Genomic DNA, 16,947 nt, shown 5'->3' with positions numbered 1-16,947 from the left:
TGGCCCGGCGCCGTCCTGGCACAACGCCGCAGTCGCGTCCGCAAGAGGGCCCGCGCAATAACCAGTAAAGGAGGAACAATGGGTCAGGATCAATCATCCGTTTTTGATCTCGCAGCGGTAGCCGCAGCGTCCAATGGGGGGAACAACGACCCGCTGCTGCCTCCGGCGCGATTCATCGGCGATCCGCAGAAGCCGAGTCGTATGCCGTACAACAAGTACGCCTCATACAGCGAGCAGATCCCGTTTGATTACCCGGAGCGCACGTGGCCGGGCAAGCGACTGCAGCGCGCGCCGCGCTGGTGCTCCGTCGATCTTCGCGACGGCAACCAGGCCCTCGTCAATCCGATGGATTCCGAGCGCAAGCTGCGGTTCTGGAACCTGCTCGTCTCCATGGGATTCAAGGAGATCGAGGTGGGCTTCCCGTCCGCTTCCGAGACCGATTTCGACTTCATCCGTATGCTCATCGAGCGTGAGCTTATCCCGGACGACGTGACCATCGTGGTGCTCACCCAATGCCGCGAGCACCTCATCCGCCGCACATACGAGGCGCTTAAGGGTGCCAAGCGCGCCATCGTGCACTTCTACAACTCCGTGTCTGTGCTGCAGCGCGAGGTCGTGTTCCGCAAGAACAAGGAAGAGATCAAGAAGCTCGCCACCGACGCCGCCGAACTGTGCAAGGACCTCGAGAACGAGGCCAAGGGCATCGACCTGTACTATGAGTACTCGCCGGAATCCTTCACCGGCACCGAGCCGGAGTACGCCGTCGAGGTGTGCAACGCCGTGATCGGCGTCATCAAGCCGACTCCCGAGCACCCGATGATCATCAATCTGCCCGCCACCGTGGAAATGACCACGCCGAACGTGTTCGCCGACGAAGTGGAGTACGTCTCCACCCACCTCGACGACCGTGACTCCGTGGTGCTCTCCCTGCACCCGCACAACGACGAAGGCATGGGCGTGGCTGCCACCGAGCTGGCCGTGTTGGCCGGCGCCGACCGCGTGGAAGGCTGCCTGCTGGGCAACGGCGAGCGTACCGGCAACGTCGACTTGGTCACGCTGGGCCTCAACTGGCTCACCCAAGGCATCGACCCGCAGCTTGACCTGTCCAACGTGCCCGAGATCCGCAAGACGGTCGAATACTGCAACCAGATCAAGATCTCCGAGCGTCACCCGTACGCCGGCAACTTCGTGTTCACCGCGTTCTCCGGCTCGCATCAGGACGCCATCAAGAAGGGTCTCGAGGCTCGTCAGGTGGCCGCCGAGCGCGCTGGCGCTGATCTTGACAGCTTCGTGTGGCTCGTGCCGTACCTGCCGATCGACCCGAAGGACATCGGCCGCACGTACGAGGCCATCATCCGCGTCAACTCGCAGTCCGGCAAGGGCGGCATGGCCTACCTGCTCAAGACCAACCACAATCTTGACCTGCCCAAGCGTCTGCAGATCGAATTCGACAAGATCGTGCAGAACTACGCTGACACGACCAAGAAGGAAGTCAAGGACGGGGATATCTGGCGTCTGTTCAAGGACGAGTATCTGCCGGTCGAACAGTCCGGCATGACCGCGGCCGGTGTGGTTGTGGGCGATACGCATGACGCCTCGCTTGAGCCGTGGGGTCGGCTGAAGCTGCTCAAGGTGGCCGTCAGCTCCGGGGAGGATGGTTCCGATACCGTGCTCAAGGCCCGCCTGCTCGACCGCGGCGTGAACGTCGGGGACGATGAGCCCGTGGAGCGCGAGGCGTCCGGCATAGGCAACGGTCCGATCGCCGCCTTCCTGAACGCCATTTCCAACTTTGGCGTGGAAGCCTCGATTATGGATTACGTGGAGCACACCATGTCCGTCGGTACCGACGCCATGGCCGCCTCGTATGTGGAATGCCAGATCGGCGAGGCCGATGACGCGCAGATCGTGTGGGGCGTAGGCATCGACTCGTCGATTACCACCAGCGCCCTGAAGGCGATCATCTCCGCCATCAACCGTTCTCAGCGTCAGCGCTGAGCGCTAACAGAGCAAAACGAAGCTCCCTCTGATTGCGTCAGAGGGAGCTTCGTTGTCTGTGTCTACTTACTACTTGACGCCGTTGGTGTCGGTGTTCCCGCCGGTGCCTCCGGAATTACCCATTATCGTTACCGTTTGTTCTCGTTGTCAGCGCCGGTATTGCCGGGATAATTCGGGCACTCGGTGGAATAGCTCGGATTGGCGAGGCACTGCTGGGCGAACTCCTGGGCCTGCTGTCGCTTCTTGGCTTCCTCTTCGGCCGCCTTCTGCTGTGCGTCCTGCTCAGCCTGCTTCTGCGCATCTTCGGTGGACTGCCTGTTGGCGTTGGACTGGTTGTTGACGTAGGGTTGGACGCCGCTCTGCCCCCTGGCCAGGCCCCAAGTGCCATCGGGGCCGCCGATCTTGCCGTTGTCTTTGGCCGTCGGGAACTGCTCCACCGCCGTGCCCTGCAGGGCCTGGGCCATGAATTCCTGGAACAGGTGCGCCGGATATCCGGTGGAGGAGATGCCATATCCCGAGAAAGCCGGCACCACTTGAGGATTGCCGTTGCCATCCGGGTTCCAGATGGCCCAGACATTCATCATGCTTGGGGCGTACCCCACGAACGATGATGCCAGTTCGTCGTTGGCGGTGCCGGACTTGCCGGCGATGGGACGGCCCAGCTTGGCCGATGTGCCGGCCGCGGTGCCGTAGGTGGTCGTGCCCTGCATGGCTTTCTGCACCAGGGCGCAATCATTGGCGTCGAACACCTTGGTGCCTTCGCTGGGCGCGTTGTACATGTCCTTGTTGTGGGAGTCGAGCACTTTGGACACCATATGCAAGGTGTTCCTCACGCCATTGTTGGCGATGGTCGAATGGCCCTGCGCCAGATCCCATACGGTCAGGGCGTTGATGCCCAGCACGTTGTACATGGAGGCCTCGTCGATGTCGCCCTGGATGCCAGCCTCATGGGCGATATCGGCCGTGCGTTTCGGCGTCAGATGCTCATTGACGTTCATGAACACCGTGTTCACCGAGTTGGCGGTGGCCTGATACAGATTGATGCTGCCCCAGTTGTTCTCCAGAGCGTTATTCACCTCTTGATCCAAGCCGGTGAAGTGCTGGTGGGAATTGCCGTTGAACAACGTATCGAAGCTGACGCCGGATTGCGCGGCCCCCAGCAAAGCGAACGGCTTCATAGTCGAACCCGGTTCGAACAGGGCCTGATCGGCGTTGTTGAGCTGCTTGGACAGATAATCCGAACCGGCGTACACGGACAGCACCTCGCCGTTCTTGGGGTTGAGCGCTATGCCGCCGATCTGCAGGGATTCGGGCATGTCGCCCAGGCGGGTGTCGCCGATGGACTGCATGAGATCCTGCTTGCTCTTGTCAATGGTGGTGATGATCTTGTATCCGCCGGTATCCAAATCCTCTTTGGTAAAGGCCTTGGACTGCACCAGCTCACGGCGCACCATATCCAGCAGATAACCGTTCGGCCCCGCGTACTCGTTCTGCTGCGCCACCGCGGCGGTCTGCGGGAACTTGGCATCAGTGTGCTGCCTGGCGGTGATGTAACCATCCTCCTGCATGATGTTCAGCACACGCTTGAAGCGCGATTTGGCCATATCGGCGTTATCGGCTGGATCCCACGTGGACGGTGACGGAATAATGCCGGCGATCATCGCCGCCTCAGACAGCGTCAGATCCTTGGCGTCCTTATTGAAGTATGCCTTGGCTGCTTCCTGGATACCGTAGGAGTTGCGGCCCAGATAGATGGTGTTCATGTAGTTGCACAGCACCTCGTCCTTGGGCTCGGTCCGTGCGATCTTGAGGGCCATGATGGCCTCGCGCGCCTTGCCCGCATAGGATGTGGTTTCGCCCATGTAATACCGCTCGGCATACTGCTGGGTGATGGTGGAACCACCTTGGCGCGTGCCCTTGGTCACATTATTAATGAATGCGCGGGCGATGCCCTTCAGATCAAGACCTTTATCCGTGTAGAACGTACGGTTTTCGGACGCCACAATCGCGTTGCCGATGTAGTCCGGCAGCCCCTCGCAAGAAATGATTGAACGATTCTGCTCCGCGTAGGAGCCGATCGCGGTGGTGCCGTCCGCGTAATACACGGTGGTTTTCTCGGCCAACGCGAACTTCTCGGGTTGCGGGACCTCAGTGGTGGTGTACAGATATGCGAATACTGCGATACCGGCCAGCACGCCCAGTCCAAGCAGGGAGAAGAAGATGCCCAGCACCCATTTCAGTACACGGTGCTTGCCTTTTCCCGTGTTCTTCTTCCTGTTCGGAGCTCGATGGCTATTGGAAGCCTTGTGGCTTGCGTGGCGGGAACGGCTCTCCTGGGGCGCATAGGGGCCCTCCTGCGCGGAGTGGTCGGCTCTGCTTTGCGCGGTGCGCGGTTGCCTCAGAGCGGGGCCATTGCCTCCCGAATGTGCACGACGAGTATAAGAAGCCATGGTGTCCACCGTAACTGTTGGCCTTGAACAATCGTTTGACGTGAGCGTAACCACACGCGTTGATACCGGTATTTTTCCGGAATTCTTACAATTGGGAACGCTTCTTGATGCGGCGTGAATATTGCCTGAATGCGCTGGTTGGCCTGCCGCGCGACCCGGCACGCACGTTTCGTGTCGTTGCGCTGGTCCATACGTCTCCATAGACTTATCCCCAGCCTCCACGCGGCGCTATGTCACCCAACTCCCCCAGGGCAGGAATGCAGCAAGGGTAAGTGGCCTCTGGCGGGTGCGTGGAGGTTTTCTTTATGTGCGGATTTGGCTGTGAGCTGGCACTAGCGTGGTCCCCTGTCCGGGGCGCGGCCGTACAGTCGAACGTATGAATGACGCACAGACCCCTAGAATTCGTGACCCGCATGCGGCGGTCAATCTGGTCGGCTCAGGCGCAGCGCAGCCTGACTCGTCGTCGAACGTTGTTGACCCATTGGCTGCGCTCGGCCCGATCTCCGGTTCAGATGCATCGGCATCCACATCAGGCTCCTTACGGGATTTCAGGCCGCTGGACATGAACGATGCGGATGGGGCATCTGATATCGACCGTGGCTTGGCCCGGCTTGACCCGCTCACCGTGCGCCCGCGAATCTCCAGCCGCGTATTGTGCGTGGTATTCGGTCTGCTCCTGATCGCTGTCGGCTTCGGCGTGTGGTGGGGGTGCGTGTTTACCGAAAACGGACAATCGTATGACGAACTGGTTTGGAAAAACCTGCACAACGATGTACCGTCCTGGACCACCGGCGTGATGAACGCCGTCGCACAATCCTGGCTGGTTATCGCTGTCAGCTGCACAATTGCCGCAATCGGCATTATTACGGCGCTGATTCGACGCCGCTGGTGGTTGGCCGGGCAAATCGCCGTGTTCGCCGTGGTCTGCTTGGCCGTCACCCGTATCAAGGGTCTGTTGCCGCGTCCGTTCATCATCAACACTGAATCGCCTGCCGCTAATTCCGCGCCTTCCGGGCATGCGATGCTGGCCGCAGCCTGTGCTGTGATTCTGCTGCTTGCCGTGCCTCGTGCGGTTCGAGCTTTGGCGGGCGTCATCGGCGTGGTTTGGGCGGTGACCGTGGGCGTTTCCGTGATATACGGACAATGGCATCGCCCTTCGGATGTGGCGATGTCCATCCTGTTGGTGGCGGGATTGGCCCTGCTCGCTCTGGCGGTTACACGCAAGTCCGGCATGGACGAGCCGGGCCACCGCGTCTCCTCAGTGAGCGTGCAAATCGTCGGCAGCGTGCTGATTACCGGGGGCCTGCTGTTGCTCGTCTACAGCGGTTATGTGATCTGGCAGGTGGTGCCGGGGCTCAACGTCAGCGCCAGCTGGGCGGTTCAGGGAGCGAATGTCAGCGCTGTTGTAGGCATTATGGGCGTGGCCATGCTCGCATTCGGACTGTTGCTGGCCCTGCGTCAGATCACCGCAGCGCCCTTAAGCCGGCTGGGGCTGATCGGCGCTCCGCCGGCACCGCCCAAATGATAAAACATGGGGTGCGAACGGCCGAATTTGCCCGGCACAACGGCGGAATTTGGCAGTTGGACATGATTCATGAGTATTATGACGCCAGAAACGTCGTGTGTTTCGCGCAATACATAAGGAGTGGGTATGGCTACCAAACTGGTGATTGTGGAGTCTCCGACCAAGGCCCACAAAATCGGTGACTACCTGGGCAAGGGGTATACCGTCATGGCGTCGGTCGGTCATATCCGCGACCTCGCGCAACCCAGCCAGGTGCCCGTGGCAGACAAGGCCAAGTTCGGCAAGTTCGGCGTGGACGTCAACGACGGGTTCAAGCCCTACTACATCGTGGACGGCGATAAGAAGCGTACGGTCAGCGAACTCAAATCGGCCCTGAAGAACGCCGACGAACTCTATCTGGCGACTGATGAGGATCGCGAGGGCGAGGCCATCGCGTGGCACTTGGTGCAGACCTTGAAACCCAAGGTGCCGGTCAAGCGCATGGTGTTCCACGAGATCACCAAGAACGCCATCAACGCCTCGCTGGGCAAAACGCGCGATGTCGACAGCCATATGGTCGACGCTCAGGAGACTCGCCGTATTCTCGACCGTCTGTACGGCTATGAGCTGTCGCCGGTGCTGTGGCGCAAGGTGGGACCGGGCCTGTCCGCCGGCCGCGTGCAGTCCGTGGCCACCCGACTGATCGTGGAACGCGAGCGCGAACGTATGGCGTTCAGGCGCGCGCCGTACTGGGATATCGTCGCCACGCTGTCCGCGCCTGACGCGCTGGGGGAGCGTGGCGAATTCTCCGCCCGCATGATCGCGCTCGGCGGCAAGCGACTCGCCGGCTCCAAGGATTTCGGTGCCGACGGTCAGCTGACCCCGGACGGGTTCGCGGCGAACGTTCGCCAGCTTGATGAGGCTGGTGCCACCGCCGTGGCTTCGGCACTGAAGACCGCCGATTTCACTGTGATGTCGATGGAAACCAAGCCGTACCGCCGCCGCCCGCAGCCGCCGTTCACCACCTCGACCCTGCAGCAGACCGCCGGCAATCGCCTCGGCATGGGTGCTCGCGCCGTGATGCGTGCAGCACAGAGCTTGTACGAGAACGGCTACATCACCTATATGCGAACCGATTCGGTGACGCTGTCGCAGGAGGCCATCGCCGCCGCCCGCAACGCCGTCTCCTATCATTTTGGCGACGCATTCCTCTCTGACGAGCCCAAGCAATACGCCACCAAGACCGCCGGCGCGCAGGAAGCCCACGAGTGTATTCGCCCGGCGGGCTCGCGCTTCCACGACCCGGATGAGCTGGCTTCCAAACTTCCCGGCGACCAGCTGCGCCTATACACGCTGATCTGGCAGCGCACGCTTGCCTGCCAGATGGCTGACGCCACCGGTTCCACCGCCACCGTGCGCCTGTCTGCGCCGGCTGGCCCCACCGAGGGCGAGGCCGTGTTCCAGGCGTCCGGCACCGTCATCGAATTCCCCGGCTTTATGAAGGCCACGGGGGAGGGACGCAAGCCCAAGGCCGCCGCTCCCGGCGCTGGGGCTGGCTCGGACCAGGCTGCTGCCGCCGGCAAGACGGACGCCAAGGCCGTCAGGGGTGACGCATCCGAATCCAACACCTCCCTGCCGCCGATGAGCGTCGGCCAGCAGGTCGAGGCAAGCGACATCGAACCGGACGGCCATGAAACCCAGCCACCGGCCCGCTACACCGAGGCCACGCTGGTCAAGACGCTGGAGGCCAAGGAGATCGGCCGCCCGTCCACCTACGCGAGCATCATCTCCACGATTATGGATCGCGGCTATGTGTATGAGCGTGGCCGTGCGCTGATCCCCAGCTGGCTGGCATTCTCCGTGACCAAGCTGCTGGAAACGAACTTCCCCAAGCTGGTCGACTACCAGTTCACCGCCGAGATGGAAAACGGCCTTGACCGCATCGCCCACGGCGAGGAATCCGGCCGCGACTGGCTCACCCACTTCTACTTCGGCTCCGGCGAGGGCGCCGCCCGCAACGCCGACGAGGCGCACGAAGGCCTGCAGCAGCAGGTCGCGCAGCTCGGCGAGATCGACGCGCGCGCCATCAACACCATCGACATCGGCGACGGCCTGCACGTGCGCGTCGGCCGTTACGGCCCGTATCTGGAAGATATGGAGCATCTGGACGCCGAAGGCAACCCGAAGCGCGCCTCCCTGCCGGACGCCATCGCGCCGGATGAGCTGACGGTGGCCGTGGCCCGCGATTTGATCGACAACCACTCCGGTGGACCGCGCGAGCTGGGCGTTGACCCGGTATCCGGCGGTACCGTCGAGGTGCGCAATGGCCGGTTCGGGCCGTATGTGGCGTTGGTGCCGCCGGCTGAGACTTCGGCTGGCGCTGCTGGCGATACTGCTGGTGCTTCTGCGGCCAAGAAGGGTTCGAAGATGGCCGCGGCCGCCGCCGCGTCGCGCCCGAAGATGGCCTCGTTGTTCAAGACGATGAGCCCTGAATCGCTGTCGCTGGAAGACGCGCTAAAGCTGCTGAGCCTGCCGCGCGAAGTGGGCACATACGAGGAAACCAACGCCGAAACCGGCGAGGTATCCGAATGCACGGTGGCCGCCAACAACGGTCGCTACGGCCCCTACCTGACCAAGACGGGTGCCGACGGCAAGTCGGAGACCCGATCGCTGGCTTCGGAAGACGAGATCTTCACGGTCGATATCGACAAGGCCAAAGAACTGTTCTCGCAGCCCAAGTACGGCCGCGGGCGTGGCCGTGGTGCCGCCAAGCCGCCGCTGCGTGATTTGGGCAAGGACCCGAACACCGGCAAGAACGTGACCATCAAGGACGGCCGTTTCGGCGCGTACATCACCGATGGCGAGACCAACCGCACGGTGCCGCGCCAGTACACGCCTGAATCCATCACCCCTGATGACGCCTTCCGACTGCTCGCCGAAAAGCGTGCGGCTGGTCCCTCCACCCGTGGCCGTCGCGGTGCTGGGCGTGCCGGTGGCGCCAAGGCCGTTGCCGGCAAGGGCAAGAAGGGCGCTGCTTCGGCTGCGGTTTCGGCGCAGGAGGCCAGGCGCGCCGAACGCCGTGCCGAGGTGAAGAAGCTGGCGAACAAGGGCTGGTCCAACCAGCGCATCGCCGAAAAGCTCAGCTCCACCGCCGCCACCGTCAAGAAGGATGTCGACTGGCTGACCGCCAACGAGGGCTACGAGCGCCCCGCCGTAATTCCCAAGCGTGGCTGAGCGGAATTATTGCTCTACTTGCGTTTCAAGGGGCTGATTTCTCGTTTTGAGAATATCTACTTCCGCTTCAAGGGGCTGGTCATCTGCTGAACCACGAGTATGAACGGCTCCGCGCCAACGTCATTCCGCCGTTTTGGAACGTTGTCTACTTGGGCAACAGCCTCTCGAAACGGAAGTAGACCTTCAGAAAAGACCAAATCAGCCCCTTGAAATGGAGGTAGAGCTGGTTTTAACTGCCTGTTGGGCGCAACTCTGCGCCTAACGCTAAGGTCAATAGCATGAGCGGTCTGTTTGTTTCGTTTGAAGGTGTCGATGGCGTGGGCAAGACCACGCAAGTCGAGCGACTGCGTGCGTATCTTGAGGCTCAGGGGCGTACCGTGGTCGTTACCCGTGAGCCGGGAGGCACTGCGTTAGGCAAGGCCATTCGCCAACTGCTGTTGCACGGTGTGGATGGGGGCGCCGTCGACATCGCACCGCGCGCCGAGGCGCTGCTATTCGCTGCAGACCGAGCCCAGCACGTTGCCGAAACCATCCGCCCGGCATTGGAGCGCGGTGAAGTGGTGATCACCGACCGCTATCTAGACTCTTCCTTGGCCTATCAGGCTGGTGGCCGCGAACTCACGCCAGAAGAGATTCGATCCTTAAGCATGTGGGCCACCAACAACCTGCTGCCCGACCGCACATATCTGCTGGACATGGATCCGGCGCTTTCCCACAATCGTCTTGAGCATGCCGAAGATCGCATGGAGTCGGCCGGCAGCGACTTCCAGTCCCGCACCCGTCAGTCGTTCCTCGACTTGGCCGCGGCCGAGCCGAATCGTTTCCACGTGATCGATGCCAGCCAGTCCATCGAACAGGTGTGGTCCGCCATCGAAGCCGACATTCAGACACTGCTGCGGGACAATGTTGCAGATGTGGATACGGTGATGGCGCGATCCGGGGCGTCTACAGGAGCCGTGACGATGGGCGGTGTCCGATGAGCGTATGGGATTCACTAGTCGGCCAGCAGCCGGTAATCGACATGCTCAGTCGCATCGCGCAGGGCGACCCGGGGCAGATCACCCAGTCGTGGCTGATTTGCGGGCCTCCCGGCTCCGGCCGTTCCAATATGGCCCGAGCATTCGCGGCGGCGCTGGAAAGCCCCGACCACGGCATGAACGATGAGCCCACGCGCGTCACGCAGCAGGTACTCGCCGGCACCCACCCGGATGTCACGGTGCTGGCCACCAACAAAGTGACCATCGGCATCGACCAGGTGCGCGAGATCATCACCACCTCCGAGCAAATGCCTGCCACGGCACCATGGCGCATCATCATTATCGAGGATGTGGACCGCATGCTGGAGCGCACCACCAATGTGCTGCTGAAGGAGATCGAGGAGCCGGCCGAACACTGCATCTGGCTGCTATGCGCGCCCAGCGCCCAGGACGTGCTGCCCACCATCCGCTCGCGTACGCGCATTGTGAATCTCGCCGTGCCCTCCGCATCGGCGGTGGCTGAATTCTTGACCTCCACTACCAATGTTGAGCCGAAAATCGCCCAGCGTGCGGCCCGTCTGGCCGAGGGGCACATCGGCATCGCCAAGTTGTACGCCACTGACAAGCAGGTGATGACGGATCGCGATGAATTGGTGGTGGGCGTACTGAACCTCGCTCGCGCCTCGGACGCGGTGCTGCTGGCCGGCAACCTCATCGACAACGCCAAGGCCCAGGCCGAGGTGGACGCAAGCCGCACCGCGGCCGATCAAGAGGCGGAATTCCGCCGTGTCAACGGTCTTGAGCCGGGGGAGCGGATTCCGCCGAAACTGCGCGGCGCGTTCAATCAGATCGCTAAGAAGGACGATCTCAAGCGGCTGACCACACGTCGCACGCGCGATGTACTTGACCGCGCGCTCAATTCCATCGCCTCCATTTACCGTGACGTGGCGGTATTGCAGAACAACGCGGAAGATTCGGTCGGGCTTATCAACCTGGAGAATCGGTCGGCCATCACCGAGCTATCGGTACGACTGAACCGTGCCGGGGCAGTGGCCCGTCTGGACGAAGTGGCGCACACCCGCAAGCGGCTTGCCGGCAATGGCAACCCGTTGCTGGTGTTTGAATCGCTGTTCTGCGCGCTGATTCCGTAAGGTTCTTCCCGCCGCCCGATTTATTCGGCGTCCTGCGAGTCCGGAGCAATCAGGCGCGAAGGCAAGTTGACATGTACTGGGGTGCTGGATTGATCGGCAAGCAGCCGCAGCAGCTCGTCGGCAATCTGCTGCAGCGCTGGCTGAACCGGCTCGGAGTCAGGCGTGAACGTGGTGTGCTGCAACCCTCCGATTTGCACGGCAGGAATCTCCTGCGCATATTGCGCCAGCACATCGCCCAAATCAATGCCGGGCAGTGGCACGACAATCAGTCCATCCACATGGCGCGCGGCCATCAACACAATGCGTTCCTTCTGCACTTCCGGCGTTCTGCCGACGCTCAGCGCTAATTGCCGGCCGCTCCTGTTGACCAGCGGCTCAAGCGTATCGATGAGCCGTGCGCTGAACGGATCCTGAACGCTCGGCACAATCAGGCCGATGGTTCTCGTCACAGTGGAACGCAGCGCACTGGCCGCAAAATTCACCGAATAATTGAGGCTGTGAGCCGCGGCTCGCACGCGGCGGGCGATGTCGTCGTCCTTGGTGCGTTTGCCGGAAAGCACACGGGATACCGTGGCCGTGGAAACATTCGCGATGGCGGCAACATTGACGATTGAGGCGGATGATGATTCCGCTGGCTCGTTCGCGGTCATGTGTGCCTCCTCTCCCAGAAAGCAAGCCGGCTCGGTGAAATTACCGGCAATCACTATAGAACAAAAGACGGCCGCCCGGACAGGCGGGGCGGCCGTTTGGCAAGTGAGAGAAGTTTCGCCCGTTTACTCGGCGGCGAGCAGGGTCTCGGTCAGGGAGTCGGCAACGGTCTCGGCGTTGTCTCCCTCGACGGTGATCTGCACGGTGTCGCCCTGCTGAACGCCCAGTCCCATGATGGACAGAATCGAGCCGGCGGGGACGGCCGCGCCGCCTTCCTTGGCGATGGTGACGTTGCAGCCGGAGGCCGCCACGGCCTGAGCAAACTGTGCTGCAGGACGTGCGTGAATGCCGACCGGATCAGTGATGGTGATGTTGCGGGTAACCATAAGGACACTCCTTTGCGTCTGTCTGAAATGGAAGTCATGCGGCCAATTGCGGCAGCTGCTTGATATCGAGTATACCGAGACGTAGAATAAAATCCAGAAAACGATTACCGTTGGCGTGTTGCAGATGATAGACCACCATAATAGGGGAACTAACAAGGAAGAACTTGCCGGCAATGGCTGCGGCTGCATACTCCGAAGTAGGCATCGAGGCCACTGCTCCAAAGAACTACTACCCTACGAACAAAGGAGAACCATTATGGAAATCAAGGGTGTTGGCATTGGCCGCGGCGTGGCGGTCGGCTCGGTTATTCGTATGGCGGCCCCTCTGCCGGAGCCTTCCGACGCGCCCCGTGCCGATACCGTGCCGGCGCAGAAAGAGATCGACCGCGTCACTAAGTCGCTGGCCGTGGTGAATGCCGACCTGAGCCGTCGTGCCGAAGAAGCGGCCAACGGCGACGAAGGCGCCAAGCAGGCCGCCCCGATTCTGCAGGCCATCTCCATGTTCGCGTCCGACCCCTCGCTGGCGGCCAGCATCACCTCGCTGATCAACGGCGGCAAAACCGCAGAGCGCGCCGTACTGGAAGGCTTCGCCGCAGTTGAGGATATGTTCCGCGCCATCGGCGGATACCAGGCCGAGCGTGCCGCCGATCTGCACGATGTGGGCCAGCGCGTGATCGCTGACCTGATGGGCGTGCCTGCTCCCGGCATTCCGGAAAGCGAGACCCCGTTCGTGCTGGTGGCCGAGGATCTTTCCCCCGCGGACACCGCCGCAATCGACCTGAACAAGGTGCTGGCCATCGTCACTTCGCAGGGCGGCCCAACCTCGCACACCGCCATTCTGGCCCGCGCTCGCGGCATCGTGGCCGTGGTCTCCGCCGCCGAAGCCGAGAACCTGGCCAATGGTGAGCAGGTCATCGTCAACGCCGCCAAGGGCGTGGTGGTTACCAACCCGACCGCTGCTGAGATCGAGGATGCCGAGGCCGCCAAGGCCCACGCCGCCAAGGCCAAGGAGCTGCGCGGCAAGCCGGGCTCCACCAAGGACGGCCACCACATTCCGCTGCTCGCCAACGTGGGCAAGCCCGCTGATGCCGACCCGGCCCTGGAGTATGGCGCCGAAGGCGTGGGCCTGTTCCGCTCCGAGTTCCTGTTTATCGGCAACTCCGAGCCGCCGAGCGTGGAAGAGCAGACCAAGGCCTACGCCGAGCTGCTGAGCCGCTTCCCCGGCAAGAAGGTCGTGATTCGTATGCTGGACGCTGGCGCAGATAAACCGCTGCCGTTCCTCACCCCGGAAGACGAGCCGAACCCCGCCCTCGGCCTGCGTGGTCTGCGCACGCTGAAGGCTCACATGAACGTGCTCGAAGGCCAGCTCAAGGCGCTCGCCGCCGCCGATGCCCAGACCGAGGCCGACCTGTGGGTCATGGCCCCGATGGTCGCTGACGAGCATGAGGCCGATTACTTCGTCAAGCTCGGCAAGTCCTTCGGGCTGAAGAAGGTCGGTGTGATGGCCGAGGTGCCGTCCATCGCGCTTATGGCAGACAAGGTGGCCGAGGTGGCCGACTTCGTTTCGATCGGCACCAACGATCTGACCCAGTACACGCTGGCCGCCGACCGTACGCTCGGCTCGGTCGCCAACTACCAGACCGCATGGCACCCGGCGGTGCTGCGCGCCATCAAGCTCATCGCCGACGCCGGCAACGCGCACGGCATGCCGGTGGGCGTGTGCGGTGAGGCTGCCGCCGATCCGGATTTGGCCGTGGTGCTTGCAGGCATCGGCGTCAACTCGCTGTCCATGACCCCGGTGGCTCTGGACGATGTGCGCGCCGAGCTGGCCAACTGGACGCTAGAAGAAGCGCAGGAGAAGGCCGCCAAGGCCCTCAACGGCGACTTCTACACTCCGGCTGAGTGACTGTGGCCGAGCGATCGGCTGAATAATTGGGATGATGCCTTGTTTTCTATCTCTTTGAGAATGGGAAGCAAGGCATTTTCGGTATTCCAGGGCTTCCCTTCCGTCGAGGGGAGGCCCTCAGTCGTGTTTGGCTATCACCATGTATTGTGATGGCGTTTTGAGTTGCCGCAGACTGAAATCTGCAACATGGCTCGCGATACACTGGTGGGTATGAAGATTTCCGCCGATTTCACCGTCATTCCGGACGATTTCGCCAAGGCCGCGGCCCCTGAATATTTCAATGGTGGCGTGCCTGTGGTCTCCTTCCCGTTCTACATCGATGATGTGAACCCCGAAGCTCGTTACCTGCACTGGGAGTTCGTGGATCCGGATTCGATTCCGGTCTGCGGTTTCGAGTGGATTCACTGGTCCGTGGCCAACCTGCCCATCGGCGCGCTGATGTACGACTTCAACGACTCACATGCGCTGGCCATCCCGCCGGACTTCTCCCGTCAGCTGCCGGCCATGATTCCCGAGACCGTGCAAGGCCGCAATTCTTCGGCCTCCAAGTTCTTGGGCCGCAGCACTGACCCAGCGGTGATCATGCGGTACAACGGTCCGCAGCCGCCGGACAAGGACCACGAGTACTACCTGCAGGTGTGGGCCACCAAGAAGCCGTTGCCCGGCTTGAATCAGGGCTTCTGGCTCAACGAGCTGTTGCACGCGCTGCGCAACAGCGGCGAAGCGCCCGACACCGACGGCATCTTCCTGACCGGTAAGGCGTGATTTTTAGTTGGCGTATGTGAGCTCCCTCTGATGAGGGAGCTGGCCGCCGTAGGCGGACTGGGGGAGAGACAGCTAGAGTGACTACCCCTCAGTCTCGCTTTGCGAGACAGCTCGTCCTGCAATTACGGACGGGCTACCGCCCGCAACATCTGTGGTGGGACTTATCTCCCACCCTCGCCTACAAACAGCCCACTGGGCTGTTTGCTGAACGGCTCAGCCTGACAAGGGGAGCTTGAATAAGAGAAAGGACACCATCACACTATGGCCTGCACCACGATTCTGGTAGGCAAAGACGCGAGCTATGACGGCTCGACCATCATCGCCCGCAACGAGGATTCCTCGAACGGCGAGTTCAATCCGAAGCGCTTCATCGTCGTCAAACCAAGCGAGCAGCCGCGTGAGTATAAGTCGGTGATCTCCCACCTGACCATCACCCTGCCGGACGACCCGCTGCAGTACACCGCCGTGCCGAACGCGGACCTCAAGGAAGGTATTTGGGGCGAGGCCGGCGTCAACGAGGCGAACGTGGCGATGAGCGCCACCGAAACCCTGACCACCAACGAGCGCGTGCTCGGCGCCGACCCGTTCGTGGAATACACGCCGGCCAAGGGCGATGAGCCCGAGGTGCCCGGCGGCATCGGCGAAGAGGACTTCCTGACCATCGTGCTGCCGTATGTCAAGACCGCGCGCGAGGGCGTCCAGCGCCTCGGCTCACTGCTCGAGGAGTTCGGCACCTACGAGATGAACGGCGTCGCCTTCTCTGACTCCAACGAAATCTGGTGGCTGGAAACCGTGGGCGGCCATCACTGGATTGCCAAGCGAGTGCCGGACGAGGCCTACGTGACCATGCCGAACCAGCTCGGTATCGACGAATTCGACCTTGAGGACGCCCTGGGTGACCAGGAAGCGCACATGTGTTCCGAAGACCTTGCCGAATTCATCGAAACCAACCATTTGGACCTCGCGGTGGAGAACACCACCCCGTTCAACCCGCGCGACGCCTTCGGCTCCCACTCCGACTCCGACCACGTGTACAACACTCCGCGCGCCTGGTACATGCAGCGCTTCCTCAACCCGTACGACGAGGTGTGGGACGGCCCGGACGCCGACCACAAGCCCACCTCCGACGACATCCCGTGGGCCCGCCAGCCGGAGCGCAAGGTGACCATCGAAGACATCAAGTACGTGCTGAGCTCCCACTACCAGGGCACTCCGTTCGATCCGTACGGCCAGCTGGGCGATGAGCGCACACGCCACATGTACCGTCCGATCGGCATCAACCGCCAGAGCCAGCTTGCGGTGATGCAGATTCGCCCGTACCGCCCGCAGGCTTCCCGAGCTATTCAGTGGATGGCATACGGGTCCAACCCGTTCAACACGCTGGTACCGTTCTTCCCGAACGTGGACGCCACGCCCGCCTACCTCGAAGACACCACCACCCGCGTGACTTCCGAGAACTTCTACTGGGCCAACCGCATCATCGCAGCCCTATGCGATGGCGCCTTCCGCTCCACGTCCAACGCCGTCGAGCGCTACCAGGAGAAGACCGGCGCGATGGGTCACCGTTTGGTGTCTGCCACCGATGAGCAGGTGGCACGCCTTGGCTTGACGGCCGCCGAGGAAGCCTCGCAGTCTGCTGCCGAAGAGGAATTCGAGGCGGATAACGTAGACGGTGATGTGCAGCCGATGACCCCGGACGAGACCATCGCCGCGCTGCGTAACCCCGAAGTGCGCGAGATTCTCGCCACCGCCAACCAGACCATGGCCGACCAGCTCAAGGAGGAAACCGACAAGCTGCTTGACTCCGTGCTGTACACTCGCAGCATGGAAATGAAGAACGGCTTCCACATGTCCGACTTTTAGTCCGTATTGAGCTCCCCTCCCTGAGGGGAACTGACCGCGAAGCGGACTGAGGGGCTAAGCTGTTAAGA

The 16,947-nt window shown here is 62.1% G+C and carries 12 protein-coding genes and 1 other RNA gene; 9 read left to right on the top strand and 4 right to left on the bottom strand.

The window, feature by feature from the left end:
• Positions 1–78 precede the first annotated feature (78 nt).
• Positions 79–1,995 carry a 2-isopropylmalate synthase gene (leuA, locus tag FYJ31_RS00485; RefSeq protein WP_012576620.1) on the top strand — a complete coding sequence of 639 codons (1,917 nt, stop codon included), beginning with the start codon at positions 79–81 and terminating at the stop codon, positions 1,993–1,995.
• A gap of 128 nt (positions 1,996–2,123) precedes the next feature.
• Here leuA and FYJ31_RS00480 read toward each other — a convergent pair whose 3' ends face one another.
• The gene (locus FYJ31_RS00480; RefSeq protein ID WP_229773797.1) at positions 2,124–4,445 is read right to left on the bottom strand and encodes a transglycosylase domain-containing protein; all 2,322 of its coding nucleotides are present in this window, start codon (positions 4,443–4,445) and stop codon (positions 2,124–2,126) included.
• Positions 4,446–4,655: 210 nt separating this feature from the next.
• On the opposite strand from FYJ31_RS00480, the gene ffs reads away from it, so the two are divergent.
• The 5 genes from ffs to FYJ31_RS00455 all read left to right on the top strand — a co-directional run bounded on the left by ffs (position 4,656) and on the right by FYJ31_RS00455 (position 11,311).
• An RNA gene (gene ffs / locus FYJ31_RS00475) (signal recognition particle sRNA small type) lies at positions 4,656–4,750 on the top strand.
• A gap of 71 nt (positions 4,751–4,821) precedes the next feature.
• Positions 4,822–5,970, top strand: coding sequence for a phosphatase PAP2 family protein (locus tag FYJ31_RS00470; protein ID WP_154535688.1), 1,149 nt, complete (start codon positions 4,822–4,824; stop codon positions 5,968–5,970).
• Positions 5,971–6,096: 126 nt separating this feature from the next.
• Positions 6,097–9,183 (top strand): type I DNA topoisomerase, encoded by a 3,087-nt coding sequence (gene topA / locus FYJ31_RS00465; RefSeq protein WP_154535687.1) that lies wholly within the window; start codon positions 6,097–6,099, stop codon positions 9,181–9,183.
• A gap of 278 nt (positions 9,184–9,461) precedes the next feature.
• Positions 9,462–10,163, top strand: a complete 702-nt coding sequence (gene tmk / locus FYJ31_RS00460) for a dTMP kinase (RefSeq protein WP_136500001.1) — start codon at positions 9,462–9,464, stop codon at positions 10,161–10,163.
• Complete coding sequence (locus tag FYJ31_RS00455) at positions 10,160–11,311, top strand: DNA polymerase III subunit delta' (protein ID WP_154535686.1); 1,152 nt, start codon at positions 10,160–10,162, stop codon at positions 11,309–11,311. Before tmk ends, FYJ31_RS00455 begins: the two co-directional genes overlap by 4 nt.
• A 20-nt stretch (positions 11,312–11,331) precedes the next feature.
• Here the strand turns inward: FYJ31_RS00455 and FYJ31_RS00450 are convergent, their stop codons facing one another.
• The 3 genes from FYJ31_RS00450 to FYJ31_RS12385 all read right to left on the bottom strand — a co-directional run bounded on the left by FYJ31_RS00450 (position 11,332) and on the right by FYJ31_RS12385 (position 12,550).
• A complete protein-coding gene (locus FYJ31_RS00450; RefSeq protein WP_060620445.1) occupies positions 11,332–11,961 on the bottom strand; it encodes a LacI family DNA-binding transcriptional regulator in 630 nt (209 codons plus the stop codon).
• A gap of 123 nt (positions 11,962–12,084) precedes the next feature.
• Positions 12,085–12,345, bottom strand: coding sequence for an HPr family phosphocarrier protein (locus FYJ31_RS00445; protein WP_012576627.1), 261 nt, complete (start codon positions 12,343–12,345; stop codon positions 12,085–12,087).
• Between the two features lie 34 nt (positions 12,346–12,379).
• Positions 12,380–12,550 (bottom strand): hypothetical protein, encoded by a 171-nt coding sequence (locus FYJ31_RS12385; RefSeq protein ID WP_162859228.1) that lies wholly within the window; start codon positions 12,548–12,550, stop codon positions 12,380–12,382.
• Between the two features lie 51 nt (positions 12,551–12,601).
• Here FYJ31_RS12385 and ptsP point away from each other — a divergent pair, with 51 nt between their 5' ends.
• The 3 genes from ptsP to FYJ31_RS00430 all read left to right on the top strand — a co-directional run bounded on the left by ptsP (position 12,602) and on the right by FYJ31_RS00430 (position 16,879).
• Positions 12,602–14,251 carry a phosphoenolpyruvate--protein phosphotransferase gene (ptsP, locus tag FYJ31_RS00440; protein ID WP_065474260.1) on the top strand — a complete coding sequence of 550 codons (1,650 nt, stop codon included), beginning with the start codon at positions 12,602–12,604 and terminating at the stop codon, positions 14,249–14,251.
• Between the two features lie 210 nt (positions 14,252–14,461).
• Positions 14,462–15,016, top strand: a complete 555-nt coding sequence (locus tag FYJ31_RS00435; RefSeq protein ID WP_154535795.1) for a YbhB/YbcL family Raf kinase inhibitor-like protein — start codon at positions 14,462–14,464, stop codon at positions 15,014–15,016.
• A gap of 261 nt (positions 15,017–15,277) precedes the next feature.
• Entirely contained in the window at positions 15,278–16,879 is a 1,602-nt protein-coding gene (locus FYJ31_RS00430; protein WP_154535685.1) for a C69 family dipeptidase, read from the top strand.
• Positions 16,880–16,947: the final 68 nt, after the last annotated feature.

Origin of the sequence: Bifidobacterium sp. WCA-178-WT-4B (assembly GCF_009696495.1) — a bacterium.
GTDB lineage: Bacteria > Actinomycetota > Actinomycetes > Actinomycetales > Bifidobacteriaceae > Bifidobacterium > Bifidobacterium infantis.
Note: the sequence above shows the minus strand (reverse complement) of the source record. Positions and strands in the feature narration are given on the sequence as shown.

Excerpts from the sequence above, each read along its gene's own strand:
- leuA (WP_012576620.1), top strand. The coding sequence starts at position 79 with ATGGGTCAGGATCAATCATCCGTTTTTGATCTCGCAGCGGTAGCCGCA.
- FYJ31_RS00480 (WP_229773797.1), bottom strand. The coding sequence starts at position 4,445 with ATGGCTTCTTATACTCGTCGTGCACATTCGGGAGGCAATGGCCCCGCT.
- FYJ31_RS00470 (WP_154535688.1), top strand. The coding sequence starts at position 4,822 with ATGAATGACGCACAGACCCCTAGAATTCGTGACCCGCATGCGGCGGTC.
- topA (WP_154535687.1), top strand. The coding sequence starts at position 6,097 with ATGGCTACCAAACTGGTGATTGTGGAGTCTCCGACCAAGGCCCACAAA.
- tmk (WP_136500001.1), top strand. The coding sequence starts at position 9,462 with ATGAGCGGTCTGTTTGTTTCGTTTGAAGGTGTCGATGGCGTGGGCAAG.
- FYJ31_RS00455 (WP_154535686.1), top strand. The coding sequence starts at position 10,160 with ATGAGCGTATGGGATTCACTAGTCGGCCAGCAGCCGGTAATCGACATG.
- FYJ31_RS00450 (WP_060620445.1), bottom strand. The coding sequence starts at position 11,961 with ATGACCGCGAACGAGCCAGCGGAATCATCATCCGCCTCAATCGTCAAT.
- FYJ31_RS00445 (WP_012576627.1), bottom strand. The coding sequence starts at position 12,345 with ATGGTTACCCGCAACATCACCATCACTGATCCGGTCGGCATTCACGCA.
- FYJ31_RS12385 (WP_162859228.1), bottom strand. The coding sequence starts at position 12,550 with ATGCCTACTTCGGAGTATGCAGCCGCAGCCATTGCCGGCAAGTTCTTC.
- ptsP (WP_065474260.1), top strand. The coding sequence starts at position 12,602 with ATGGAAATCAAGGGTGTTGGCATTGGCCGCGGCGTGGCGGTCGGCTCG.
- FYJ31_RS00435 (WP_154535795.1), top strand. The coding sequence starts at position 14,462 with ATGAAGATTTCCGCCGATTTCACCGTCATTCCGGACGATTTCGCCAAG.
- FYJ31_RS00430 (WP_154535685.1), top strand. The coding sequence starts at position 15,278 with ATGGCCTGCACCACGATTCTGGTAGGCAAAGACGCGAGCTATGACGGC.